Source organism: Bacillus sp. PS95 (assembly GCF_037963565.1).
Taxonomy (GTDB): Bacteria; Bacillota; Bacilli; order Bacillales; family Bacillaceae; genus Bacillus; species Bacillus subtilis.
This window is the reverse complement of the sequence record NZ_CP150160.1, coordinates 49,507-74,379: the sequence shown is the minus strand read 5'-3', so window position 1 is coordinate 74,379 and position 24,873 is coordinate 49,507. Positions and strand designations below refer to the sequence as shown.

26 protein-coding genes and 2 tRNA genes are annotated in these 24,873 nt (G+C 43.4%); all 28 read right to left on the bottom strand.

Features of this window, described 5'->3' with window-relative positions:
* Positions 1–103 precede the first annotated feature (103 nt).
* On the bottom strand, positions 104–1,120 hold the full coding sequence (prkT, locus tag NSQ12_RS00400) for a serine/threonine protein kinase PrkT (RefSeq protein ID WP_339175650.1): 1,017 nt from the start codon (positions 1,118–1,120) through the stop codon (positions 104–106).
* Positions 1,086–1,823 (bottom strand): VWA domain-containing protein, encoded by a 738-nt coding sequence (locus NSQ12_RS00395; RefSeq protein WP_003243782.1) that lies wholly within the window; start codon positions 1,821–1,823, stop codon positions 1,086–1,088. Before NSQ12_RS00395 ends, prkT begins: the two co-directional genes overlap by 35 nt.
* Before the next feature lie 84 nt (positions 1,824–1,907).
* Positions 1,908–4,391, bottom strand: a complete 2,484-nt coding sequence (spoIIE, locus tag NSQ12_RS00390; protein ID WP_015253002.1) for a stage II sporulation protein E — start codon at positions 4,389–4,391, stop codon at positions 1,908–1,910.
* A gap of 199 nt (positions 4,392–4,590) precedes the next feature.
* A tRNA-Glu gene (locus NSQ12_RS00385) sits at positions 4,591–4,662 on the bottom strand.
* Positions 4,663–4,671: 9 nt separating this feature from the next.
* Positions 4,672–4,748 (bottom strand) — tRNA-Met (locus tag NSQ12_RS00380).
* A gap of 168 nt (positions 4,749–4,916) precedes the next feature.
* Complete coding sequence (locus NSQ12_RS00375; RefSeq protein WP_003218379.1) at positions 4,917–5,303, bottom strand: S1 domain-containing RNA-binding protein; 387 nt, start codon at positions 5,301–5,303, stop codon at positions 4,917–4,919.
* Positions 5,304–5,383: 80 nt separating this feature from the next.
* Positions 5,384–5,761: a cell division protein DivIC gene (gene divIC, locus NSQ12_RS00370; RefSeq protein WP_003243211.1), complete on the bottom strand. Its 378-nt coding sequence runs from the start codon at positions 5,759–5,761 to the stop codon at positions 5,384–5,386.
* 17 nt (positions 5,762–5,778) lie between these two features.
* On the bottom strand, positions 5,779–6,414 hold the full coding sequence (yabQ, locus tag NSQ12_RS00365; protein WP_021479720.1) for a spore cortex biosynthesis protein YabQ: 636 nt from the start codon (positions 6,412–6,414) through the stop codon (positions 5,779–5,781).
* A complete protein-coding gene (yabP, locus tag NSQ12_RS00360) occupies positions 6,411–6,713 on the bottom strand; it encodes a sporulation protein YabP (RefSeq protein ID WP_003226714.1) in 303 nt (100 codons plus the stop codon). Before yabP ends, yabQ begins: the two co-directional genes overlap by 4 nt.
* Positions 6,714–6,791: 78 nt before the next feature.
* Positions 6,792–7,052, bottom strand: coding sequence for a S4 domain-containing protein (locus NSQ12_RS00355; RefSeq protein WP_003226716.1), 261 nt, complete (start codon positions 7,050–7,052; stop codon positions 6,792–6,794).
* A gap of 2 nt (positions 7,053–7,054) precedes the next feature.
* On the bottom strand, positions 7,055–8,524 hold the full coding sequence (mazG, locus tag NSQ12_RS00350) for a nucleoside triphosphate pyrophosphohydrolase (protein WP_326225555.1): 1,470 nt from the start codon (positions 8,522–8,524) through the stop codon (positions 7,055–7,057).
* Positions 8,514–10,112: a polysaccharide biosynthesis protein gene (locus tag NSQ12_RS00345; RefSeq protein ID WP_339175647.1), complete on the bottom strand. Its 1,599-nt coding sequence runs from the start codon at positions 10,110–10,112 to the stop codon at positions 8,514–8,516. Before NSQ12_RS00345 ends, mazG begins: the two co-directional genes overlap by 11 nt.
* 181 nt (positions 10,113–10,293) lie before the next feature.
* A complete protein-coding gene (gene spoVT / locus NSQ12_RS00340) occupies positions 10,294–10,830 on the bottom strand; it encodes a stage V sporulation protein T (RefSeq protein ID WP_003218365.1) in 537 nt (178 codons plus the stop codon).
* Between the two features lie 135 nt (positions 10,831–10,965).
* On the bottom strand, positions 10,966–14,499 hold the full coding sequence (gene mfd, locus NSQ12_RS00335; protein WP_327837928.1) for a transcription-repair coupling factor: 3,534 nt from the start codon (positions 14,497–14,499) through the stop codon (positions 10,966–10,968).
* Between the two features lie 69 nt (positions 14,500–14,568).
* Positions 14,569–14,799: an anti-sigma-F factor Fin gene (fin, locus tag NSQ12_RS00330; RefSeq protein ID WP_003243417.1), complete on the bottom strand. Its 231-nt coding sequence runs from the start codon at positions 14,797–14,799 to the stop codon at positions 14,569–14,571.
* Between the two features lie 59 nt (positions 14,800–14,858).
* Positions 14,859–15,425, bottom strand: coding sequence for an aminoacyl-tRNA hydrolase (gene pth / locus NSQ12_RS00325; protein ID WP_038428266.1), 567 nt, complete (start codon positions 15,423–15,425; stop codon positions 14,859–14,861).
* Between the two features lie 106 nt (positions 15,426–15,531).
* Positions 15,532–16,146: a 50S ribosomal protein L25/general stress protein Ctc gene (locus NSQ12_RS00320; protein WP_339175643.1), complete on the bottom strand. Its 615-nt coding sequence runs from the start codon at positions 16,144–16,146 to the stop codon at positions 15,532–15,534.
* An 84-nt stretch (positions 16,147–16,230) separates the two neighbouring features.
* Entirely contained in the window at positions 16,231–17,184 is a 954-nt protein-coding gene (locus NSQ12_RS00315; RefSeq protein WP_003218353.1) for a ribose-phosphate diphosphokinase, read from the bottom strand.
* Between the two features lie 22 nt (positions 17,185–17,206).
* Entirely contained in the window at positions 17,207–18,577 is a 1,371-nt protein-coding gene (gene glmU / locus NSQ12_RS00310; protein ID WP_015382564.1) for a bifunctional UDP-N-acetylglucosamine diphosphorylase/glucosamine-1-phosphate N-acetyltransferase GlmU, read from the bottom strand.
* A gap of 192 nt (positions 18,578–18,769) precedes the next feature.
* Positions 18,770–19,063: a septation regulator SpoVG gene (gene spoVG / locus NSQ12_RS00305; RefSeq protein ID WP_003218346.1), complete on the bottom strand. Its 294-nt coding sequence runs from the start codon at positions 19,061–19,063 to the stop codon at positions 18,770–18,772.
* A gap of 194 nt (positions 19,064–19,257) precedes the next feature.
* Complete coding sequence (gene ridA / locus NSQ12_RS00300) at positions 19,258–19,635, bottom strand: 2-iminobutanoate/2-iminopropanoate deaminase (protein ID WP_003226738.1); 378 nt, start codon at positions 19,633–19,635, stop codon at positions 19,258–19,260.
* Entirely contained in the window at positions 19,632–20,489 is an 858-nt protein-coding gene (purR, locus tag NSQ12_RS00295; protein ID WP_003218342.1) for a pur operon repressor, read from the bottom strand. The genes ridA and purR overlap by 4 nt, the downstream gene beginning before the upstream one ends.
* A gap of 55 nt (positions 20,490–20,544) precedes the next feature.
* Positions 20,545–21,414, bottom strand: a complete 870-nt coding sequence (gene ispE, locus NSQ12_RS00290) for a 4-(cytidine 5'-diphospho)-2-C-methyl-D-erythritol kinase (protein WP_003226742.1) — start codon at positions 21,412–21,414, stop codon at positions 20,545–20,547.
* Positions 21,415–21,561: 147 nt separating this feature from the next.
* The gene (locus NSQ12_RS00285; RefSeq protein ID WP_003218333.1) at positions 21,562–21,747 is read right to left on the bottom strand and encodes a small, acid-soluble spore protein, alpha/beta type; all 186 of its coding nucleotides are present in this window, start codon (positions 21,745–21,747) and stop codon (positions 21,562–21,564) included.
* Positions 21,748–21,906: 159 nt separating this feature from the next.
* Positions 21,907–22,167, bottom strand: coding sequence for a Veg family protein (locus tag NSQ12_RS00280; RefSeq protein WP_003218330.1), 261 nt, complete (start codon positions 22,165–22,167; stop codon positions 21,907–21,909).
* 210 nt (positions 22,168–22,377) lie between these two features.
* On the bottom strand, positions 22,378–23,250 hold the full coding sequence (gene prtG / locus NSQ12_RS00275) for a sporulation-specific protease PrtG (RefSeq protein WP_014475574.1): 873 nt from the start codon (positions 23,248–23,250) through the stop codon (positions 22,378–22,380).
* A gap of 161 nt (positions 23,251–23,411) precedes the next feature.
* Positions 23,412–24,290, bottom strand: coding sequence for a 16S rRNA (adenine(1518)-N(6)/adenine(1519)-N(6))-dimethyltransferase RsmA (rsmA, locus tag NSQ12_RS00270; protein WP_029317169.1), 879 nt, complete (start codon positions 24,288–24,290; stop codon positions 23,412–23,414).
* Positions 24,283–24,843 (bottom strand): ribonuclease M5, encoded by a 561-nt coding sequence (gene rnmV, locus NSQ12_RS00265; protein WP_015253010.1) that lies wholly within the window; start codon positions 24,841–24,843, stop codon positions 24,283–24,285. Before rnmV ends, rsmA begins: the two co-directional genes overlap by 8 nt.
* Positions 24,844–24,873 lie beyond the last annotated feature (30 nt).

Genomic DNA, 24,873 nt, shown 5'->3' with positions numbered 1-24,873 from the left:
AATGTCCTCCTCACAATGAGCAGGTATTTTAAAGATATTCATATCCTAACACTTTCAACCCCTCCAAGCAAAGAAGAAGCATAGGCTCTGCAGTTTGCGCCATTCAGATTAAGAAAAAGATAATATAGGCGAAATAAAGCGCTAAAACACTGATCACGATAAGCGTTGTTTCAAATAACCCCCCCGACTTAGCCGGTTTCTGTTTTGGGGTATATCGCGTCTTCGTTATTTTTCCTTGGCGCGGTTTTTGCTGTCTTTGTCGTGTGGCAGGCTGCGGTGATGCTTTTATAGGCTGTTTTCTTTGTGCTGCTTTTTGCCCCGCGTCTAGCATATCCTTTTTCATTTCATCTGCGGATTGATAATCTCCGTTCAAGGCTGAAAAAAGCACTTTTTTATACTTATGAAGCAGCGGGTTTCCTTCGATGAGAGACCTAAGCTGTTCTTTGGGCTGGTTCGTTTTCTTAAATTCTTTTTTATGCACACTGTTGATCATAATCATGGCAACTGCGAACAGATCATAGGATGGCTCTGCCTTTCTTGTTCCATACCCCCAATAGCCTCTGTCATAAAACTCCGTATACTCTTTTATCGCCCGGCCTTCCTTTGTCGTGCCGCCCACATCAATGCAGCGGATCCTTGCGGGCGGACCAGTTACGATCAGATTATCAGGTTTAAGATCGCCGAATATCCATCCTTGCTGGTGAAGCACCGATAAGCTGGATAACAGCTGAATCATTAATACCGGTATCCACTCTGCTCCTTTATCACTGACATACTTCAAAAGCAGCGGCCCTTTTATGTATTCCATTGCATAAAATGAAACTTTCGTATTGGTACTGGGAATATAGGCATCATCCGTATCAAAAAAAGAAGGCCCCATCGTAACGGACTGGGCCTTTGAGAAAGATTTCAAGACATTCACTTCAGAAGTAATAGACAGGCTGTCATCACTCACCTTTAAGGCAACATGTCCATCTGATGCTTCTGCCAAATACACAATTCCATTGGCCCCTTTACCAAGCTGTTTACGCAATGTATAAGTGTTTCCATTCCACTTGCCTTTGATTGTCGTACCCGGCTTGAGGCTACATGCCAAACTCGTCAAAGCGTCGTTCATCATCTGCCAGCATGCCCCTTCTTGAGCGTATTTTTTCAAACTGCAGTGTCGCTTCACGAATCGCCGGACCTGTCGGCGTGATGCCGCCTGTCGAAAGCTTTGCAAAGAGTGTGGAAAGAGATTGCAGCTTCGGTGTCCAGTTCAGCACAAGCTCGACCTCTTGTTTTTTCCCGGGAAATATACACATCGCAAATTCGTTATTCCCGATTCGGGAATTGAGGCTTACAGACAAATCAATCAGCGCCTCTTTTACTGTTGGAAGCTTTGGCGCCATACTTGCACTTGTATCAACAAGAACCAAAACCTGAAGATGCACCGTTTCTCCAAGCTCGTCTACCACTTCCATGACTTCGCCGCGTTTTTCCGGAGAAAGCTCTTCCATTTCCACATTCTTTCCGAGAATCTGTTTCAGTTCTTGATTGACTACACCTTGTAAGGTTTGCGTCATCGCTTTTTTTGTTACCATTTGAACAGTTTGTGAAAGCTGAGATGCATAAACGACTTGGTGCACGCCTCCGCCGGCAAGTGCAATCCCTTCGACTTCCTTCATTGCCTCAGGGTCAATTTGATTTTCTTCCATTATACCAATGACATTTACCGTAATCCCCTGCTCTTTAGCAAAAGCAGCCATTGCAAGCGGGTCTTCCCCATGGTTTGAGCAGCCATCCGTTATCAGCAAAATTTGATTTAAATGTCCGTTGTTCACATTCATTCCTCCTGGAGAATACGAGGATTCTCAGATTCATATATTCCCATCTTCGCCAGAAGAAATTTGATTTATACGGAAGCGTTATGAAATTTCTTGTTTGTTTTGAAAGATTGCCGGAACAGGAATGGATGCCCACTTCGGTGTATTGTGATCAATCCGGACGACAACAACAGTCATATCGTCCTCAATTTGGCCGGATCTTGTGCGGATGACTTCTTCCATAAGCAAATCGGCAATCTCCTGCGGGTCATTTGTTTTCAACCCTTTCATTTTACGTTTCATCCATAAGTCGTGATTTTCCACATGCTTAGGCCCCTCAAAAATGCCATCACTCATCATAATTAAGAGGTCACCCGCTTTCAGCTGTTCACTCACAACCTCCACATCAAATTCATTAATAATACCGATTGGCAGATTGCTCGCTTGAACTTTCATGACCTGGTCACCCCGTTTGATAAAGCTAGGCGTCGATCCAACCTTCAAAAATTTACAGCTGGCATCTTGAAGATCGATAATAGATAGGTCAAGCGTGGAATATATTTCGTCAGTTGTCCTTAGAGACAGTATGCTGTTGATCGTTTTAATTGCTATTTTTTCATCAATTCCCGATTCAAGGATTTTTTCAAGAAGCTTGATCGTTTCATTGCTTTCAAAGTGCGCTCTTGCGCCATTGCCCATTCCGTCACTGATTGCTGCAGCATATTTTCTGGCTCCAAGCTCCATCATGCTGTAACTGTCGCCGGAGACAAGGCCGCCGCCCTTCGCAGCGTGAGCAGCTCCCGTGGACACCCTGTATGATTTTGTTGATCCAAAGGCGACATGGCTGTATCCATTCGGATGCGGAGAGTGCTGTTCGGCTTTCACAAGAATTTGTTCTTCCAGAATGTCAGACAGCATAGGGGCAATGATTTTTTCACTTTCTCCATGTCCGCTGAACGGAATGGTCATTTCAATATCTATATTTCCTTGTTCAAGGCTATAGATCTCGACATGCTGAATCTCAATTCCGAAATGTTGAAGCGCCTCTATGATTTGCTCTTCCTGTAGAAAGTGCTGTTCTCGCTCTCTTTTTATTTCCCGAGAAAAGTCGGCCATGACTTCAGAAACGCCTAAAAGCTGTTCAGCAACAAGGCGCCTGCTGTCTTGGACTTTTTTCTTGAGTGTCAAATGGGCATGATGATGTGCGAGCTCATCCTCAATCAGCTCTTCAACCTGCTTGGATTTAGAACAATACTGTTGAAACTCTTTTTTCAGCCTTCGGTTTGATGCATATTCTTTTTCCTCTGTTTCAAGCATAACTTGTTTCATTAAATCATATGTTTTATCAAAGTTCTGTACCCAGCACCTGTTTTTCTTGTAGCACGTCTGACAGGAATGCTCCGTGATTTTGCTTAAGAACAGATCAACTTCGCTGTCATCTGTCTGTTCGTCTGATGCTTGGTAAAAGGTTGCAAAGCTTTCAGACAGCGCGTGAAATACATTGGAGAACTGGTCTACCTTCTGAGCAGTGACATCTCGGATTTTTCTAGCGTATTGCTGTTGCTCTTGAAGATGCTCGACAGTTCCCGGAATATATCTCGCCACTTTCCTTGTAATAGATTGAGGTGTGAGCAAAAACAGGCCGACTGCGATTAATGACTCATAGAGCGTTGTCATCAGACCGGCAGAGCCTTCACCATATAAAGATATAAGAAGTGATCCAACGATCAGACCGATTGCTGCACCCGCTTTTTTCCCTTCCTTCAGCAAACCACCCAATAAACCGGAAAAAGCAAGCAGACTCATTTGATATAGGTTTCCGATATTCGCCAAGCCAAGAATCAGGCCGGTCACAACACCAACCGTACAGCCGATGCTTGCTCCGCCAATAAAGGAAAAACTCAATACAACATAACGAGCCAATATATGTTCTGCCTGCATCCCTTGGTAGGACAAGCCGGCCAGCCCCGTTAAAACAGAGGCAATAAGAATCATAAAGCAAATGATTTCCTCTATTTTTAATGATTGTTTCACTTTTTTCACAGTAAAAATCGGAAGGCTCTGAAGGAAAATCAGTGTTAAGATAAACGACAGTCCAGCCTCAACGATAGCCATTACATAATCATAGGTTGTAAATACGCCATTTTGGGCATAAACAAACCCGGCTCTTGCTGCAGCCATCGAGAAGAACACGACAATCGGGAGCGCTTTAACACGATCGTCGGTAATGAAGGCAGCCACTTTAGAAAATACGAAGAATGCCAGCAATGCCGCCAGTATGAGCAATGAGTGCTTTGGAGATATGGTCAGCGCACCTGCAAGCACAGCCAAAACCGCATAAAACGCTTTGTCTCTTCTGATGAGAAGCATCGCTCCAAAGAAAGGAAGTGCGAAAGGAAGCACCTCGGATAATATGAAAGCCCGTCCAAGCAAAAATCCGATAACAACATAAATGAATCCTTTATAGAAAAACAGTGAATGCAAATGATGAGTCACCAGCTTCGTGCCCCTGTTAAAAAACGATTGGAGTTTTTCCAAAGCTTGTCCCGCCATTGGCCCGTTCACTCTTCTTTCTGCTTTTTCCATTCCTCTCATCTCCCACCTGTTATATTCGTTGCCTGTCATTATAGCGAAAGCACAGATAGGATTTTGTCAAAAGAAGGTAACAATACCAAAGAAATCTTCGACGGTTTCTGCCTTGATATTCGTTTATGAAAAGAATTTCCGGAATGTTGTCTAAAAATGAAAAAAATCGGCTTCTGCAAGAGAAACCGATTTTTTAGGATGACCCGTACGGGATTCGAACCCGTGTTACCGCCGTGAAAGGGCGGTGTCTTAACCGCTTGACCAACGGGCCAAACAAATATGGTAGCGGCGGAGGGGATCGAACCCCCGACCTCACGGGTATGAACCGTACGCTCTAGCCAGCTGAGCTACACCGCCATATTGTTTTGTGCTTCTAAGCACAAGTTATATAATACAAAGGTTTGTCTCTTTCGTCAACAGAAACTTTAATGTTGTAATTTTCTGACTCTTAAAGAGAATGAGGATAATAAAAAAGCATCCGTCGGGATGAACGGATGCTTCATTTATTTTATAGAAAGCAGCAAGTTATCCTCTTCTTGCTCCGCGCCCTCCACGTTTTGATTCCGTATTGCGTTTTAAAGATGACAAGCGATCTTCGCTGTCTTTTAAAAACTTATTCATTTTCTGTTCAAAAGATTCTTTCGGACGGAAATCATTTCTAGGTCTGGCTTGCGGACGGTCTTTAGCTTTTTTAATAGATAAACCAATTTTCCCGTCTTTTTCAACGTTGATGACTTTCACTTCAACTTGGTCGCCGACTTTTAAGTGGTCGTTAATGTCTTTGACATAATTATCAGCTACCTCACTAATGTGAACGAGACCGGTTGAGCCTCCAGGCAATTCAACAAATGCTCCAAAATTTGTAATACCTGTAATTTTCCCTTGCAACTTGCTGCCAACTTCAATCGACATAAAAAAAGTGCTCCTCCTTAGGCTTATAAAAAGATCGTTTGCTTAATTATACCTAAATAAAAATTTAAGTGTCAACAAGGCTACTTGCTCTTCTTCTCCACATTGAAGATAATTTCTCCGTCCCCAGACATGAATAAGTCCCTTCTGGCAAGCTCTGTGACGTAATCCTCATCCTTCAATTTGGATATTTCTTCTTTTAAATCCGTTTGTTTTGTCTTTAAACTTTTCAGTTCTTTTTCAAGCTGTTCTTTCTTTTCTTCTTTTGCACTAAGGGAAGATGTTTGAGACCAGACAGAGCTTGCCAGCACAATTGCCGTCAGGAATACTAGGGCGCCGAATACAGTTAACCGTCTGTACAGCCCTTTGCGTCTTCGTTTCTTCAGCTGATTTTGCCGTTCTACTTGTTCTTTATAGTCGTTTTGTATTTCAGTTATCGTTCGTTCCCTGGAAAAATTCAAACCAGACGGTCCTCCTTTCATTTCTTCAAAAACCGTGTAATGGTCGTTCTTATGGTTATCAATAGTTTCTTCTTCTTTTTGAGAAATCCTGCACCTTTTTCAAAATAACGTCTAAAAGTTAGACGCATTTTCACAGGAAGAAGTTTCAAACATTGTTTCGCGATAAAACGGATCGGAAAACACAGAACCATGACTATTTTATATAGACACAGCAGGAGAAAACCTATCAGGCTGTATGTTTTCTTGAATAAAAATGCCGCCAGCCAGATGATCGCTCCGCATGTCCATACAATAGGACGAAATAACACGTGCTGAATGAGTTTTTTGAAGAATTGATAAACAGAAACAACAAGGTAAATGAAGAATTTCAGTATTTTTATATAGATTCGTTTGCAAAGGCTCTGATACGTCGCAACGCCCAGCAGAACCGCTAAAAAGATGTAAATCCTGAATTCTCCCTCATTTACATGAAGCAAGACATAAAAGAAAAGCAGCCCTTGCACAATCCAGAAAAGAATATCATGAATAAATAATAGCCATCTGGCTGTTTTGGCACGAATGACAAAGAGCCGGTATGTATCAAGCGAAGCACCAAGCCAGAGACCCATACCGGACATCGCCAGCATTGTATAGAATTGTGTCGTCAGCGTCATTTAAACAACTTGCTAAAAAAACCTTTAGCTTTATCCCCTTGTTGTTCGTCTAAGTACACTAAATCAAATACCCTGCCTTTAATCGAAACAATCCCTTTTTCCACATCAAGATTTTTCATCTGCAGGTTTTGGCCTCTGACGGAGAGCATTCCCATCACCGTTTCCAGCAGGAATTCTTCGTTATCAAAACTCTCCACATGCTTAACCCCAGAAATATCTAAATGCTTCCGGCCTTTCATTGTCACATCATGTTGTTCCGGAACAGACGAAGAACCTTTTTGATCATAATATGAATTCATCTATTCAGCCCCCATATCCTCGATACTTTTAGCATTATTACTGCATTGTATGAGGTAGGGGATTTTTTTAGAACAAGCCTATTCGCCGAGTTTTTCTTCTTTTAGAATCGTGTACATGTTTGCAGCTTCTTCTTTTTTCGTCGTGTCTTTCAATTCATTAACTTGAACCGTTACAAGCTTTTGGCCGAAGCGGACCGTTAGTTCATCTCCCGGTTTTACGTCAGAGCTTGCTTTAGCTTGGTTTCCGTTAATAGAGATTCGTCCTTGGTCAGCTACTTCCTTCGCTAGTGTACGCCGTTTGATCAGCCGTGATACTTTCAAAAATTTATCTAATCTCATATCTATGATCTCCTCTCAGTTTCTTTTGCTTCATTCCACAGTTTGTCCATGTCCTCAAGGGACATATCAGCCAGCTCGACTCCCTTTTCCTTCGCTGTTTCCTCAATGTACGAGAACCGTCTCCGGAATTTGTCATTAGTCATGGTCAGCGCTTCCTCTGGCTCTATTTTGTAGAAGCGGGCTACATTCACCAGCGCGAACAAAATGTCGCCAAACTCAGCTTTAAGATTGTGTTCGTGAGGAGCTTCAGAAACCTCAGAAGAAAATTCCTTCATTTCCTCACTTACCTTTTCCCAAATATCGCTGACGTCTTCCCAGTCAAAACCGACCTTCGCTGCTTTTTTCTGCAATTTAGCAGCTTTCGAAAGAGCTGGAAGGGTTTTCGGTACGCTGTCTAGTAACGATGATTCAGACGTATTTTTTTCGGCCTTTTTTATATCTTCCCAATTGGCCAAAACATCGTTTTCATCCTGAACCTTAACATCTTTAAACACATGGGGATGTCTTCGGACCATTTTTTCACTGATTCCTTTTATGACATCATCAATTGTGAAATAACCTTCATCTTCACCAATTTGTGCGTGAAGCAAGACCTGAAGCAAAACGTCGCCAAGCTCTTCGATCATATGGTCTGTGTCTTCTTCGTCAATAGCTTCGAGAAGCTCATAACATTCTTCAATCATGTACTGCTTTAATGACTGATGCGTCTGCTTTTTATCCCACGGACATCCATTAGGTCCGCGAAGCTCTCTGATGATGCTTCGGAACGTGGAGAATTCGTGATAAAGCAGCTTCTCTTCTTTAATCGGCGGAATATACACACTTGTTAAGTTGTTCAAGGCGACATTGCGGTCCAGCTCAAATAATGGCACTGTCCTGATCTCCTCGCCACGGCTGCCTGCTGCAGTCACAATGACGACCTCATAATCATCAGGCAGCTTCTCCATCAATGTCAGCTTGACTTCAGAAGCCGTCATTTGGTCGTAAACCTGACATATGATCAGATGATGTCTGAGCTCAAGCTCATCCGCGGACAATGTGCCGGCATCCACAAATTGAAAACCTTCAATCGGGTCAATTTGCAAGGCATTGAATGTAGCATCAAGGAAACTTTGTCCCCCCGCGACTTTCACTTGAACGTTTTCCTTTTCCTGCCGCTCCGTCAGCAGCTGAACTGTTTTTTCTGCGACAAACGGATGTCCCGGCACAGCATAAACCACGTCCTCACGCCGCGCCGCTTCAAAGAGGGTATCCGCAATTTCTTCATATACCGCCTCGAACTGATCATGTTTCTCATATATATCATCAAAGAAACGGATGTTCTTCGTTTCTTTTTCAAGCTCCTCAATTAAAGGATGATCCTTGGTTCTGACATACAGCGTATCTGCCTTCGTCAGCAGCTTGTGTATACCAATTGTCAATTGGTCCATGTCTCCGGCACCAAGTCCGACGACTGTAATTTTACCCGCCATTTTGTTCTCTCCTTCTCATGAATTTGCTTAACTTGCTGCCGAATGGCACACTGTTCAGCTCTTCATCTGTAAATATTCCCAATCTCATCATACAATAAATAAACACCGCGCCACCAATGGCAACAGCAGAAAGACTCTCAATCACAGCCGCTCCTCTTCCTGTTGCAGGAAACAAGAAAGTCCAGAGACGCGTATACGCAAGCAAAACAGCTGACATCAAAAGAGCAGATCCAATAATCGGAATCAAAACGCCTCTAAGCTTATCGAGCCATTCCTTTTGCCGAAGCTGATACAAGTTAAGGCCGGCGACAGCCGCAAAGGAAGCAGCTGTCGCAAGCGATGCGCCTTCAATCCCATAGCGCGGAACCAAAAGTGTGTTTAACACCCATTTCACTGCAACACCCGCGCCCACCGCTATCGCAGGAAAAACTGTGTACCCCGCTCCCTGTAAGACTGCCGCTGCCGTTACCGCCAAGGATGCAAACAAAATGGAGCAGCTAAATACTTGTAACGCACCTGTCCCTTCTCCATTTTGAAACAGCATGATATTTACCGGCTTTAGAATGCAAATCAACCCAGCCGATGCGCCTGTACCGAGCACAAGGCATAGTTTCAAAGATGACGTGATTTTTTCTTTCATGATCTTCAGCTCTTTGTTTTTTACAGCCATAGAAATATACGGAACGAGAGACGTCGCAATGCTTACGGCAAAAACTGAGCCGAGCTGCAGCAACGGTTGTCCCCGATCATAGATCCCCTTCAGGCGTTTTGCTTCTTCGCTTGCCTCACCACCTGAAAGCAATGCATATAAATTCAAAGCATCAACAAGCTGGATAAACAAAAGCAGCAAACTGCTTACACAAATTGTAACCGAATATAAAAGCAGTTTTTTCGTCAATTCTTTTGTTGTGATGACATTTTCGTTTTGCCTATCCGTTTGGTTGTCTCTTTTCGTTTTGAACCAAAAAAACCCCAGTATTATCAATGCAACCAAACTTCCGGCAAGAGAGCCTGAAGCGGCTGCCGCTCCCGCAGTATAAAGCGAGGCTCCCTTTTTCACGAGCCAAAATGATAAACCCAAGAGCACCGCAACACGCAGAAACTGCTCTGTCATCTGTGATAAGGCTGAAGGGAGCATTTCGTGCCGCCCCTGAAAACCGCCTCTAAGCAACGCGACAAATGGGAACAGCAGAAACGCGTACGCGGTCACTTGAATTAACACGGCTAGATGCGAATCTCCCATAAAGAGTGCAATAGGAACAGCACCCAGATATAAACAAAGAAATAATAAAATACCGATTAAAGACAAAAACAACGCAGATATTTTTAATATGGTGTGATGATTTTTTTCACTATAATCATTCATCAGCTTTGAAATAATGACTGGAAATCCTGATGTGGACAGCATGACCGCAATACCAAGAAAGGGATATACCTGCTGATATATATAAAATCCAACATCGCCGACAATATTTTGAAACGGGACTCTGTAAACAGCGCTTAAAATTTTTGTGATGACGCCTGCCAGAATTAAAACAAAAGCCCCCTGCCAAATCCAATGCCGTTTAACGCCTATTGAATCGTCCATCCAAAAGCTCCTTCCCAACGTCAGGGGCAATACGGTTCACGTATTACCGCGGCACAAATAAAAACGAGGTTATTATACCACATCCCAACCCTTGGATACCTTTTTCGGCACGCATGAAAAAGAACAGCGTCCCAAGGAGAGCTGTTCTTTACATACCTATTTTCGAAGAAAGGAATAAGACCTACTGTTCCATTTGACGAGCCAAAAATCCAGCTGCTGTTTCAACGGCTTTATGCTCTACTTCGCCCATTGTCTGATCTTTTGAAAAGATCACCACAGCACCTATCGGATCACCGTTCGCCACAATTGGGCCGACAGTATAAGAATTCATGTCCTCATCAATTCCATTCACAAGCTGTACTGATTTCGCATCACTCTCAAGCACGGAGCTGCGCTGATCCATTGTTCTTTCCAGCATTTCACTGATTGACTTGTTTAAGTAATCTTTTTTGGAGCTGCCGGACACGGCAATATATACATCACGATCACAAATCAGCACTGAATGGCCGAGGCTGTCGTAAAGCGCGTCTGCATACTCCTTTGCAAAGTCTCCAAGCTCACTGATCGGAGAGTACTTTTTCAAAATCACTTCTCCGTCACGATCTACAAAAATCTCAAGCGGATCGCCTTCCCTGATTCTCAGAGTTCTTCGAATTTCTTTAGGAATCACGACCCGACCTAAGTCATCAATACGACGTACGATACCGGTTGCTTTCATCTCTGGTGCCTCTCTTTCATTTGATGGTATATACATGTGGGAAAGACCTAAAGCAGTTACTTTATGTACCTTCCGCCTCGCTTGAAATTAGTATCCGTCACATCAAATGTAATATACACCAGAGAGTAACAAAATTTACGTTGATGAAATGGTTTGCTTTTTCACATCTTTTAAGCCCTTCAGCATGCCCAGCACGGTGTCGAGCCATTCATCAGCACTACGGCCTTTCGTCTGTATGGAGATTTTGAGTTTTTTCCCTTCCATTCCCAGTCCGATTTGTCTGCCATATTGATTGCCAAGCTCAAACAGCTTCTGTCCGTCAATTTCAGCACTTGCTTCTTCAGAAATCGTCAATCTGACAGCATCTTTATCCTGCTTAATCAGCTCGACGCGTTCCTGTCTCGCATAGACCTTCATTTCTGCAACAGTAAACAAGTATTCGACTTCTTTTGGATAGTTTCCAAAGCGGTCGATCATTTCATCTTGAAGCTCATTCTTCTCTTCGATTGTCGCCACAGACCTGAAGCGTTTATACATATCAATTTTCTGTTTGCCGTCTTGAATATAAGTTTCCGGAATATACGCATCAAGCTCGACATCAATTTCTGTTTCAAACTGCTCTGTCTTCGCTGTGTCTCCTTTACGCTCCTCAATGGCCTCCTTCAGCATTTGTGAATAGAGGTCAAATCCGACCGAATCGATGAAGCCATGCTGCTGGGCACCAAGAAGATTCCCGGCTCCGCGAATCGTTAAGTCACGCATTGCGATTTTAAAACCGGAACCTAGCTCTGTGAATTCTTTAATAGCCTGCAGCCTTTTTTCAGCCACTTCTGTCAGCACTTTATCCCGGCGATACGTGAAGTACGCATACGCCACACGGTTAGAACGGCCGACACGCCCCCGCAGCTGGTAAAGCTGAGAAAGTCCCATCTTGTCGGCGTCAAATACGATCAGCGTATTGACGTTCGGGATGTCCACGCCAGTTTCGATAATGGTTGTGCTGACGAGAACGTCTGATTCTCCTTCAAGGAAACTTAGCATAACGGTTTCTAATTCATTTTCTGTCATTTTCCCATGCGCATATGCTACCTTCGCGTCAGGGACTAGCATTGAAATTTCATCCGCTTTCCGCTCAATGTCCTCTACCCGGTTGTACAAGAAATAGACCTGGCCTCCGCGTGCAAGCTCACGTTCAATCGCCTCTCTGACAAGAGCGCCGTTATATTCCACAACATACGTCTGTACAGGGAAGCGATTTTCCGGCGGAGTCTCGATGACTGAAAGGTCCCTTACGCCAAGCATAGACATATGCAGCGTACGCGGAATCGGTGTTGCTGTTAACGTTAATACATCAACATTGGCTTTTATTTGCTTGATCTTTTCTTTATGGGTTACACCGAAACGCTGCTCTTCATCAATGATGAGGAGCCCTAAGTCTTTATACACGACATCCTTTGATAGCAGCCGATGCGTCCCGATGACGATATCAACCGTTCCGTTTTTCAGCCCTTTGATTGTTTCGTTTGCTTCTTTTCGCGTTCTGAACCTACTGAGAAGGCCGATATTAATCGGATAGTCCTGGAAGCGCTCTTTTATGGTTTCATAGTGCTGCTGTGCCAAAATGGTTGTCGGAACGAGCAGAGCTACCTGCTTTCCGTCACCGATCGCCTTAAACGCGGCACGTATGGCAACCTCTGTTTTACCGTAGCCCACATCTCCGCACAGCAAGCGGTCCATCGGACGTTCTCTTTCCATGTCTTTTTTGATTTCGTGAATCGAACGGAGCTGATCCTCAGTCTCTTGATAAGGGAAAGCCGATTCGAATTCACGCTGCATCTCATGGTCAGGAGAAAACGCATAGCCCTTGCTCGCTTCTCTTTCGGCATACAGCTTAATTAAGTCGTCAGCAATATCCTGAACGGATGTCTCTACTTTTTTCTTGACCCGCTTCCATTCACTTCCGCCTAATTTATACAGCTTTGGCTCTTTTCCTTCGGAGCCAACATATTTTTGGACCTGATCAATTTGTTCTACAGGGACGTAAAGCTTGTCACTGCCCTGATAATGTATATTTAAATAGTCTTTATGAATGCCGTTGATTTCAAGAGTTTCGATCCCCAGGTATTTTCCGATCCCGTGATTAATATGAACGACATAATCTCCAATTTGAAGCTCAGAATAGCTTTTGATGCGCTCTGCATTGGTAAGCTTCTGTTTTCGCGGCTTCTTCTTTACACGGTTTTTGAACAGTTCTTCTTCCGTAATAACGGCAAGCTTCATTAACGGCAGCTCAAATCCCGATTGGAGCTCGCCTTCCATGATATAGACCTGTCCCTGAACAAGCGCTTTTTTGCTGTCTGTCATGGCAGCCTCGATATCATAATCAGCCAAAACAGATGACAATTTCTGTGTACGTTCCTTGTTTGCTCCTAAGAACACAACAGTGAAATTTGATTTTTTAAAACGCTCCATTTCGCCCGCAAGCACGTTCATTTGGCCATGGAAACTCTGCATTTGCCGGCCTGACACATTGACGATATTTTGCGGGCTCGTATGGTGTACATGCCGCAAAAATAAAGAGTAGTACAGCAGAGGCCGTTTTTGCTCAACCACTATTTTTTGGAAGCTGAATGACAAACGAATGTCATGCAAAATCTTCCCTTCCTCAAGAAGATTTGTTATAAACTCCGCTTCTTCTTTTTGAAGCTGTTCTTCCATCTCATGAATCCGACTGACTTCATCCAAAATCAGAAGTGTATTATCAGGTGTATAATCTAGTAAACTAGCAGGCTTTTCATAGAAATATGAGAGATACTTCACGAGCTCCTGATCTGTCTGGCCTTCAGACAAGCGTTCTTTATCGTGAGAAATATTCGCATGAAGTATTTCTTTTTGTTTGTCAGCCTTTAATTTTTTCAAGCTCGCGGCAAGACCACTATCGATTTTCTCCATCGCCCGCGCTTTTTCTTCCGGTCTGATAATTAATTCCTTCGCGGGACCGATATTGATCGAGGTAAGGGTCTCAATTGACCGCTGATCATCTGAATTAAAGCTGCGGATTGAATCCACCTCGGTGTCAAAAAGTTCAATTCTCACCGGATTCTCTGAAGTCAACGGATAAATGTCAATGATTCCCCCGCGAATACTGAATTCCCCGGGCGCAGAAACCATATCAGACCGCTCATACCCTACCTCTACCAGCCGTGAGGCAAGCTGGTCAGGTTCAATATCATGGCCTACTTGAATGAGCATCTGGCTGCTTTTCCACACCTCAACAGGCGGCAGCATTCTTCTGATTGCAGCTACCGGAGCAACGACAATTGGCGCTTCTCCATTCGTTAGTCTATTAATGACTTCTAATCGCTGCGCCCGCAATTCAGGGCTTGCAACTGCGATTTCTGATGAAATGAGTTCATTGACGGGGTACAAAAGGACAGACCGATCCTCTAGAAGTGAAGTCAGATCATCTGTTACTTTCTGGGCTTGATATAAGTTATGGGTGATGAGAAAGATAGGCTTATTCGTTTCATTAGCCAGAGCAGAAGTAAAAACAGAACGCGCGGAACCCGACAGACCCGCGAGCAGCTGTTCCTTCAGGCCCTCGTGTAAACCGTTGATGATGGATTTAAAGTCATCGCTTTCTTTTATAAAGGTTTGAATGTTGTCCATATGGCCCCTCCTCTCTGTTTCCTGCGAGAACAGAAAAACGCTTTGGTCTAGTGTCTACACCAAAGCTTTTTATTGAATAAATGTGTGATATTCGTGGTAATGCGGATTTCGGTCAAGCGCCTCTTGGCAGTCTTCACATATCGTCAAAACATGGACATCTCCATTTTCTTTATAAGAAATCATATCGTTTCTTTCCTCATTTGTTAAGTGCTGAAATCCAAGTGAGTCTGTCGATACCATTGAAGATTCGAGACTGCCTACTTTCACTCCGCAATGACGACAATAATAATGCAAAGCCATACAAGGGACCTCCTGATGAAAAAGTCATTTTGGTGTAGTATGGACTTTGTTGTTACATTTTATACCTTTGCGTTAAATTCGTTCATGACTTCTAAAAACGGTTTACTCAAAGAAGCCTCACAAGCCTTCACAGATTTATCAACCGCTTCTTCGATCTCAGGTGCCTCCTCCTTGGTAAAGGAGCCTAACACATAATCAACGACCTTCATGCCGTTTACAGGCCGGCCGATTCCGATGCGGACACGGTCAAACTCGGATGTTCCAAGATGCTGGATCAGTGATTTGATGCCATTGTGCCCTCCGGCGCTTCCTTTCGTTCTTAAACGGATCTTGCCAGTCGGAAGGTCAAGGTCGTCGTAAATGACTGTCAAATCTTCGTTATCGACATCATAGTAGTCCATTAAAGGCCGCAAACATTCTCCTGATAAATTCATATATGTAAGCGGTTTAACAAGTAGAACCTTTTTGCCAGAAACAAATCCGGTTCCGTATAATCCGTTAAATTTATTTTGATTCAGCTCTATATTCCATTCCTTTGCAAGCTGATCTATCACCATAAATCCGACATTATGCCGTGTGTTTTCATAGTTCTTCCCCGGGTTTCCGAGACCGGCAATCACAAGCATGGCGAATCCTCCCTTAGTCACATAACTCCCGTCTTCATAAACGGGCTATAATTCTTCTCATTCTAGCACAAAAGACGTAACCGCGGGAGGGTTACGCCTTAAGCTATTATTGTTCGTTTTCACCTTCTGGCTGAGCATCGGCAGATTCCTCTTCATCGACCTCAGCTGCTTCCTGCTGCTGCGGAGGAAGGATTGAAGCCACAACCTCATCTGATTCATGATTAAAGGAGTAGTCACCGCCAGCAGGCAAATCTGCAATCGTCAGTACTTCATTTACATCGAGGCTTGAAATATCAGCCTCAATCGTTTGCGGAATGGCTTTTGGCTTGGCCTTTACAGTAAGTGCATATAACGGCTGCTGCAGTACGCCTCCGTTTTTCACTCCAATGGCTTCTCCGGTCAGATGAATCGGAACTTCCACTTCAATGTCCTCACTCATATTAACTACTTGAAAATCAGCATGAGTGATTTCATTTTTCAGCGGGTTCGTCTGCAGGTCTGTTACCATGACGGAGTGTTTTTCTCCGCTGACCTCAAGCGTAATGACTGCATTTTTGCCTTCGTCCCTCAGCGTTTTGATGAGCTCCACACTGTCTAATGACACAGGTTTGTTGCCCGTATCCTTCCCATATATGATACCTGGAACATGTCCTGAAGTACGGATATTCCGAAGAGACGAACGAGTAAAGTCCGTTCTTTCTTTTGCCGTTAAAGTTGCCATATTCAGCACCATCCTATTGTCGTTTTAGTTGTCCTATTACAAACAATACCCATAACGATAAGGATTTAAACCTCGAAAAATGGTTTAGCTGAACAGATAGCTGACTGATTGCTGCTCATGAACGCGAATAATCGCTTCGGCCAGAAGCGGTCCGACTGAAAGCTGCTTAAAGCGTTCAATTTTCTTTTCTTCAGGAAGCTTGATGCTGTTTGTCACAACAAGCTCTTTAATTGTTGAATTATTAATCCGTTCAACCGCAGGGCCTGATAGTACAGGGTGTGTACAGCATGCATATACTTCTTTCGCTCCGTTTTCAACGAGCGCATTAGCAGCAAGTGTAATCGTACCTGCAGTATCAATAATGTCATCGATGAGGATAGCAGTCTTCCCTTCGATGTTACCTACAATATTCATGACTTCCGCCACGTTTGGACGCGGACGGCGTTTATCGATAATCGCAATTGGCGCTTTTAGTCGGTCAGCCAGTTTGCGGGCACGTGTCACACCGCCATGGTCTGGTGAAACAATGACGATATCTTCAAGATTTTTGCCTTCAAAATATTCTCCTAAAATCGGAACACCCATTAAGTGGTCAATCGGTATATCAAAGAATCCTTGAATTTGCGGCGCATGCAGGTCAAGTGCAATCACACGAGTCGCACCGGCTGTTTCAAGCAGGTTAGCGAAAAGTTTAGCTGTGATTGGCTCACGGGATCTTGCTTTTCTGTCTTGACGCGCATAACCGTAATAAGGAATAACAATGTTAATCGTTTTTGCAGAAGCGCGTTTTAACGCATCTACCATAATCAGCAGTTCCATAATATGCTCGTTAACGGGGTCACTTGTAGACTGGATGATGTAACAATCACATCCGCGAATACTTTCTTCGATATTAATTTGGACTTCCCCGTCACTAAATCTTGTGACAGAACATTTCCCTAATTGAACTCCAACTATATCTGCGATTTCTTTTGCAAGCTCTGGATTCGAATTCAAAGAAAAAATCTTTAAATTCTTATCTCCGTATTGATTAGACATGGATAAACCTCCGAATTTAGGATTATTTTTTATGAATATTTTTCACATAATCGTCTTTATTTACTTGTCTCGCTCTGGCAATAGCAAGTGCTTTTCCAGGTACATCTTCCGTAACAGTTGAACCTGCCGCCACATAAGCGCCTTCTCCGACTGTGACAGGGGCAACCAAGTTGGAATTGCAGCCGATAAACGCGCCATCTTCAATTTTTGTCAAATACTTATTCTTTCCATCATAATTGACAGTAATTGAACCGCAGCCCAGGTTTACATCAGTGCCTACCTCAGCATCGCCGACATAGCTTAGATGAGATGCCTTGCTTCGGTCTCCGAATTGAGTCTTTTTAATTTCTACAAAATTCCCGATCTTCACTTCATTCCCGATGACAGAATCAGGTCTGATGTGAGCAAAAGGTCCTATGTTTACATCATTCCCCACTTTACTGTGATTGACTACCGATTGTTTAATAACCGTACGGCTGCCAATGGCACTATTCATAATCTCCGTATGAGGGCCAATAATCGTATCTTCTCCGATTTGCACCTCACCTTTAATCACAGTTCCAGGGTAAATCACAGTATCGCTTCCGATAACAGCGTCAGGAGAAATATACGTATTCATCGGGTCAATCAACGTCACGCCATTTTGCATATGCCGTTTATTAATACGCTCTTTCATAAATTGTTCTGCCTGAGAAAGAGCAACTCTATCATTAACTCCGAGCGTTTCTTGGAAATTACCAGTCTGGTAAGCGGCAACAGTTTCGCCTTCATTTTTAAGAATCTCTATGACATCCGGCAAATAATACTCGCCTTGGGCATTATCATTAGACACCTGATCAATAGCCCGAAATAGCGCTTCATTGTCAAAACAATACGTACCGGTGTTGATCTCAGTTACAAGACGTTCTTCTTCAGAGGCGTCCTTATGCTCAACGATTTTTTGAACCGCTCCGTTTTCGCTGCGAATAATGCGGCCGTATCCGGTTGGATCTTCTGCAACCGCAGTTAAAATCGTAGCTTTCGCTTCTCTTTGTGTATGTTCTTTCAGCATCTGTTCCATCGTCTCTGCTGTCAAAAGCGGCGTATCTCCGCAAATGACAATCGTGACGCCTTTTTCGTCAGCAAGAAATGGCTGTGCCTGTTTTACAGCATGAGCAGTGCCAAGCTGTTCTGCTTGAAGCGCGTACTCGCTTTTATCACCAAGCTGCTTTTTCACTTCTTCCGCACCATGTCCGACAATCGTGACAAGCTTTGATAAAGATAATTTTAAGGCTTCGTCCACGACGTGCTCTACCATAGGCTTACCGCAAACTGGATGAAGGACTTTATAAAGCTTCGATTTCATTCTCGTTCCTTGTCCAGCCGCTAAAACAACTGCAAACCGCTTATCCATTTATTGGCCTCCAATATCCCTTTTATCCATAGAAAAATATATCCTAAATATCTTCTGATTTCAAGGAGACTTCATGAAGTGCAAGAATTTTCTATTGAGTGCAACTAAGTTTGAAAAATCTGAATTAAAAAAGGACCGCCGGCAAAAGGCTTATGTCAGCCCTTTCAGCAGTCCTTGCTTTTTGGTTATTTTTTAAGAAGCTCCAGCTTCTTCGAATTCTAATGCTTCAGTGTCACCCAGACGATGATACTCATTTAACACGGCATCTTGAATCTTTCCTCGCGTGCTTGAATTAATAGGATGAGCAATATCGCGGAACTCTCCATCAGGGGTGCGTTTACTCGGCATCGCAACGAAAAGACCATTGTTTCCATCAATCACACGAATATCATGTACAACAAATTCGTGATCCAGCGTGATGGATGCAATCGCTCTCATGCGACCATCGGTATTCACGCGGCGTAATCTTACGTCAGTAACTTCCACAGTAGTTCACCACCTTTTCCCTATATAAAAGCATTAGTGTATCAATTCCACGATTTTTTCTGAAATCCTGCTCGTTTTTAAAATATTTTTTGAAAAAATAGGATATAGTTACACAATTAGGTCATAAAGCTTTCATTTCGGGCATAAGGTAAATAAAAAAGTGATCCCGGGCTCTCCCAGAATCACTTTTCTTATTATTTCACCAGTGCAATAACTTCGATCTCGACTAACGCATCCTTCGGGAGTCTCGCGACTTCAACACAAGATCTCGCCGGTTTGTGAGTGTCAAAGTATTGTCCGTACACTTCGTTTACTTCCGCAAACTGTTCCATATCCGCGATAAATACAGTTGCTTTTACAACTGTTTCAAAAGAAGCACCCGCTTCTTCCAGAACCGCCTTTAAATTGCTGAATACTTGATGAGTCTGCTCCTTAATATCGCCGTTCACCATTTCGCCTGAAGGAGTCAAAGGGATTTGGCCTGAGCTGTAAAACATATTGTTGACGATAATCCCTTGTGAATAAGGTCCGATTGCCGCTGGGGCATGTTTTGTGTGGACTGCTTTTGTCATGATTCTGTCTCTCCATTCTTTAAAAGATTGTCTTTAAAAAAACGCAGAAAATTGCCATTCTGAATTTCAATGGACTTCTCTTTCATGTTGATGGTTGAAAGAGTAAGAAGTGACATATATTCGTCAACAAGACGTTCATCTACTCCTTCGGCTTCAACTAAGACGCCGATTCCCGCCACATTTGCGTTAAACTCATCCAACAGGTTAATCATACCATTAATGGTGCCGCCTGCTTTCATAAAGTCATCAATAATGAGTACGTTTGAACCCGTTTTCATGCTTCTTTTCGCAAGTGACATTGTTTGAATGCGGTTTGAGGAGCCTGAAACGTAATTAATGCTGACTGTGGAGCCCTCTGTTACCTTATTGTCTTTACGAACGATCACAACAGGCACATTCAAATAGCTTGCAGCTGCATACGCAAGAGGGATGCCTTTCGTGGCAACGGTCATGACAACATCAATTTCGCGTTCTGCAAACACGGAAGCAAACAGCTTCCCTACCTTGGAGAGTACAGATGGCTTTCCTAAGATATCCGTTAAATATACATAACCGCCCGGAAGGATACGCTCAGGATTTGCCAGCGACTGTCCAAGTGTCTGCACAAACTCTTCAGCTTCAGCCTGCTTCATTTTCGGAATATATTTAACGCCTCCGGCAGCCCCGGGAACAGTAAGCAAAGTACCAATCCCCTGCTGTTCAAAGGTTTGTTTAATAATTGTTAAATCTTCACTGATCGATGATTTTGCAGATTCATACCGCTCAGAGAAAAAGGTTAGCGGTATTAACTCGTGCGGATGGGTTAACAAATAATTTGTTAAGTCCACCAATCTGCCGCTGCGACGAAACTTCATGAACTTACCCCCAAAATCCGAATATTTTAAGATCAATATAACTTAACATACGGATTTAATCAAGAGCGTTCTGTTCGCCGATCATTCTCACCGCATAAACTTGATCGCAGAAGCCTCTTAACCCGTTATAAATTCTCTGCACCTTCGACTCATACTGAACCAGTCCAAACACTGTCGGGCCGCTCCCGCTCATTAACACGGCATCTGCACCAAAGCGTTTCATCTGGTTTTTGATCATTGCAACTTCAGGATGCATATCGAGCGTAACAGATTCAAGCACATTGCCTAAACGGCTGCACATCTTCTGAAAACTCTTCTCTTCTATCGCCTCGATCATGCCTTGTACATCGGGATGCTCTATACCATCCAGTTTCAGCGCTCTGTACACTTCAGCAGTTGAAACACCGATTGTCGGCTTCGCTAAAATGACCCAGCAGTGCGGAGGCGTGCTGATATGTTTAATTTTCTCGCCGCGCCCTGTTGCTAATGCAGTTCCGCCATAGACACAAAATGAAACGTCAGAGCCAATTTCCGCTCCAAGCTCAGCAAGCGTTTCCGCGGACAGATTTAAATTCCACAGTCTGTTCAGCCCTCTGAGTGTCGCCGCCGCATCACTGCTTCCGCCGGCAAGACCGGCAGCCACCGGAATTACCTTCGTAATCATGATGGAAACTCCCTTTTTCACGTTGTATCTGTCCTTGATCAGCTTGGCAGCCTGATAAGCTAAGTTTCTTTGGTCATCAGGCACAAATCGGTTGTGGGAGGAAACCCTCACTTCATCCTCTGCAAGCTCCGTCAATTCAATTCGATCAGCTAAATCAATTGTCGTCATGATCATTTCGACTTCATGATAGCCATCCGGGCGTTTTCGGGTGACGTCAAGTGACAGATTGATCTTAGCTGGCGCTTTTTCTAAAATACGCATAGCTTTCACCTACTTCTCCATCTAAACATAAGTATGAACATTGTATCACATTTGAAGTACAGGATGAACATATCCATATTCAGCCCATTATGTATTTATATCCAAAATAAAAAAACCAGGGAACAGCACGTCCCCCGGGTCACATCCTTATCGGTTATTCTGATTCTGAGCCATTTGCTGTTCGGCGATTTCAATAGCGCGCTTTACCATGTTACCGGCATCGCGAGCCCGAATTTCGCCCCAGCCGCCATTTTTTACTGTGTCATAAAAACCAAGGTCTTTAGCCAGCTCATATTTAAACTCATCTGACATAACTCCACGACGTCTGCCCAAACGAAACAACCCCTTTTTTAGAAGTGATAGCCATTCGTGCACGTCACGATAATATGTGACTGTTTTATCTTTTGTTAAATCAGATGGAACTTTCGTTTAAATTACTGGAAACCAAAAAAGGGCAAAACAAAAAGCAGTAAACAAAAGGTTCACTGCCCGTTAAAATGCCACTGAGCTTGCGGCGTCATCATTAAATGTCAGCTCAACAGTCTCAGTCAAAATATCAGCATAACTGTATGAAACTCTTTCAAACGAGTTCTCGTCTTGATCTAGTTGTATCACAAAAACAGAAGGGTACGTCTCAGCTAAAATGCCCGAACGCTCAATCGTTTTTCGGCGGCCACCGTTTGCTTTTAACGTCAGCCTTTTACCTAAATTCCCATCAAGCGATCTTTTAATATCGGACAACGTCTTCGCCATTGCATCCACCTCACTACATTTATTGTACAACACGAGCCCATTTTTGTCAAATAAAATTTAAATTATATCAACGTTAATAAGACGTTGTCAATAAAATTATTTTGACAAAATTCTATGATTCCTCAATTATGTTCCGCAAGTTTCGGTAAATTATGTATCATTATGTAAAATAAAAAACCCGCATAGCTCTCCTATGCAGGTTTTCAACTGTTAATTGGACTTATAAGGCATACCAATTCTCAGAACTCCTCTTGTTTCAATACCTCCAAGCCCTTTCTCTCTTGTCAGCGTATTACGGAGCACTTCCCATACATTAATCCGTTCCATAAACGGCGTAAAGCTGATCTTCGCGACGATATATACCGGATCAAGCGCATGAATATTGACTCTTGACGGTGAACTTGCAAAATTCGCACCCGCTCTGATGAGTGATTCAAAATGGGATTGGCAGGCCCCCGCAAAAATAACAAGCTGATCTAAGTGAGGGATCTTTTTTCGGGCTGTTTGAACAGTTTCAACAAAGTGCTTAGAATGTCTGTACGCATTCAAATCATCAATACCGCCCTTTTGCTTCGAATACGCATCATGCCCTGTGATCACCAGGATATCAGGTCGATATTTGTCGAGCAATTCTTCAATAGAAGCAGACATTTTCTTTTCATGGCAATGGATGCCATAGACCGGCACTCCAATTTTTTTATAGACATTCAGGCATTTTTTCAGATATGCTTCGTCACCATCCAGATGAAGCACTTTGCCCGGCATATGGAAATAATGCTCCTGATGCTGATATTGGCTTGTCGCATAGTACTCCTGTTTTTCTCTGAGCAGTTTATAATCCTGGCGGAGCAATTCGAGCGACTCATTCATTCTGCTCTCATCTTTCTTTTTCCGCATCATCTGCTCATCCTTTTTCACTGCCACCAGATCAGAAAAATCCGAATCAGCAATCAGCCTGACTTCATCTCCATGCAAAATGGCAATTGAATTTCCTTTGCTTGTTTGCTCTATTCCTATAATTCGAAACAAAACATCCATCTGATAGGATTTTCTGGCTACCATATCCCCTATTTGAAATTGCACGTTCCTCACTCCACACATAGACTAAGCCTCATCATGAAAGAAAGAGCCTTGAGAAAGCGCCTTTTTTCGCTGAGTCCAAGTTTTTTCTTATCATTGAATGAAAGGTCCTTCTCTAGCCTATGTAGCGGCAGTCCATGTGGTGCGCAAAACAAAAAGCCCTTTTAGAAAAGGGCTTTATACAATCCGTTAGACAGCGCTGCGAACTCCTCAATAGACAGGGATTCACCTCGGCGCTTACCGTCAATATTTGTTTCTTCAAGCACTTGCTCAATTGTTGATTTTTGCGCTTTTCCTTCAGGCAGATTGTTAACTAAGTTATTGAGCAGCGTTTTACGACGCTGTGCAAAGCTTGCCTTGATGAGCTGAAAGAAAAAGGATTCGTTTTCCACGTCCACTGCCGGGCCGTCTCGGAGAACCAGACGGATGACTGCGGAATCGACATTAGGCTGAGGAACAAATACGGTTTTCGGAACGATCATCACCGTTTTGGCTTCTGTATAAAACTGCACCGCGATTGAAAGCGAGCCGTACTCCTTAGATGAAGGATCAGCCGCCATGCGCTCAGCCACTTCTTTTTGCAGCATGACCACAATTCCTTTCAGCGGAAGATGTTCTTCAAGCAGTTTCATGATAATCGGTGTTGTTACGTAATAAGGAAGGTTGGCAACTACCATGATCTCATCACAATCTTGAAATTGTTCTTCAATGACCGATTTGACATCAGCCTTTAACACGTCATGATGAATGACAGTAACATTGTCGTAAGGTGACAGCGTATCCTTCAGAATCGGCAATAATCGCTGGTCAATCTCAAATGCCACGACCTTTTTCGCCCGCTTGGCAAGCTGTTCGGTTAAAGCCCCGATTCCCGGGCCGATTTCAATGACACCTGTTTTCTCAGTCACTTCCGCGTGATCAACAATTCTGTTTAAAATGTTCGTATCAATTAAGAAATTCTGTCCTAAGCTCTTTTTAAAAGAAAAACCGTATTTCTTCAGTATCTCTTTCGTTCTAATCGGTGTCGCAATATCTTTATTCATTCTGTTCCTCCCGCATAACGGTATCGAGCGCACTCATAAAATCACTTTTTTTAATTTGAAACATTTGCAGCCGCTTTTGAAGCTGTTTGCCATTTGTATAGCCGATTTTCAACAGATCACCCAGTCGTTCCCGGCGGCGTTTGGCCGCAGGCCCGCCTATTAGTCCGGCATGAATCAAATCCTCAGCTGAAATGTCACTCGGCTGCGCTTCCATCTCCTCATGCACATTTTCTAAACATGCCCTAATACTTTCAACCGATGCATGCTCCACACCAATTCCCCGCTTGTTTTTAGGTTTGGCAAGATGTTTTGGCAAAAATGCATGCTTACAGCCGGGTACAGCCTCTGAGATGGTTTTGCGAATCTTCTCTCCCGGAAAGTCCGGATCCGTTAAAATAATGACGCCTCTGGTCTTCTGGGCCAAACGGATTTGGTCAATAACATGATCATCGATGGCTGAACCATTTGTTTCAATTGTGTCTGCATCAACAGCCAATTTGATGCGGGCCGTATCATCACGCCCCTCGACCACAATGATCTCTTTAATTTTCATTATTTCCTCCAAGACAAAATAAAAACTTTT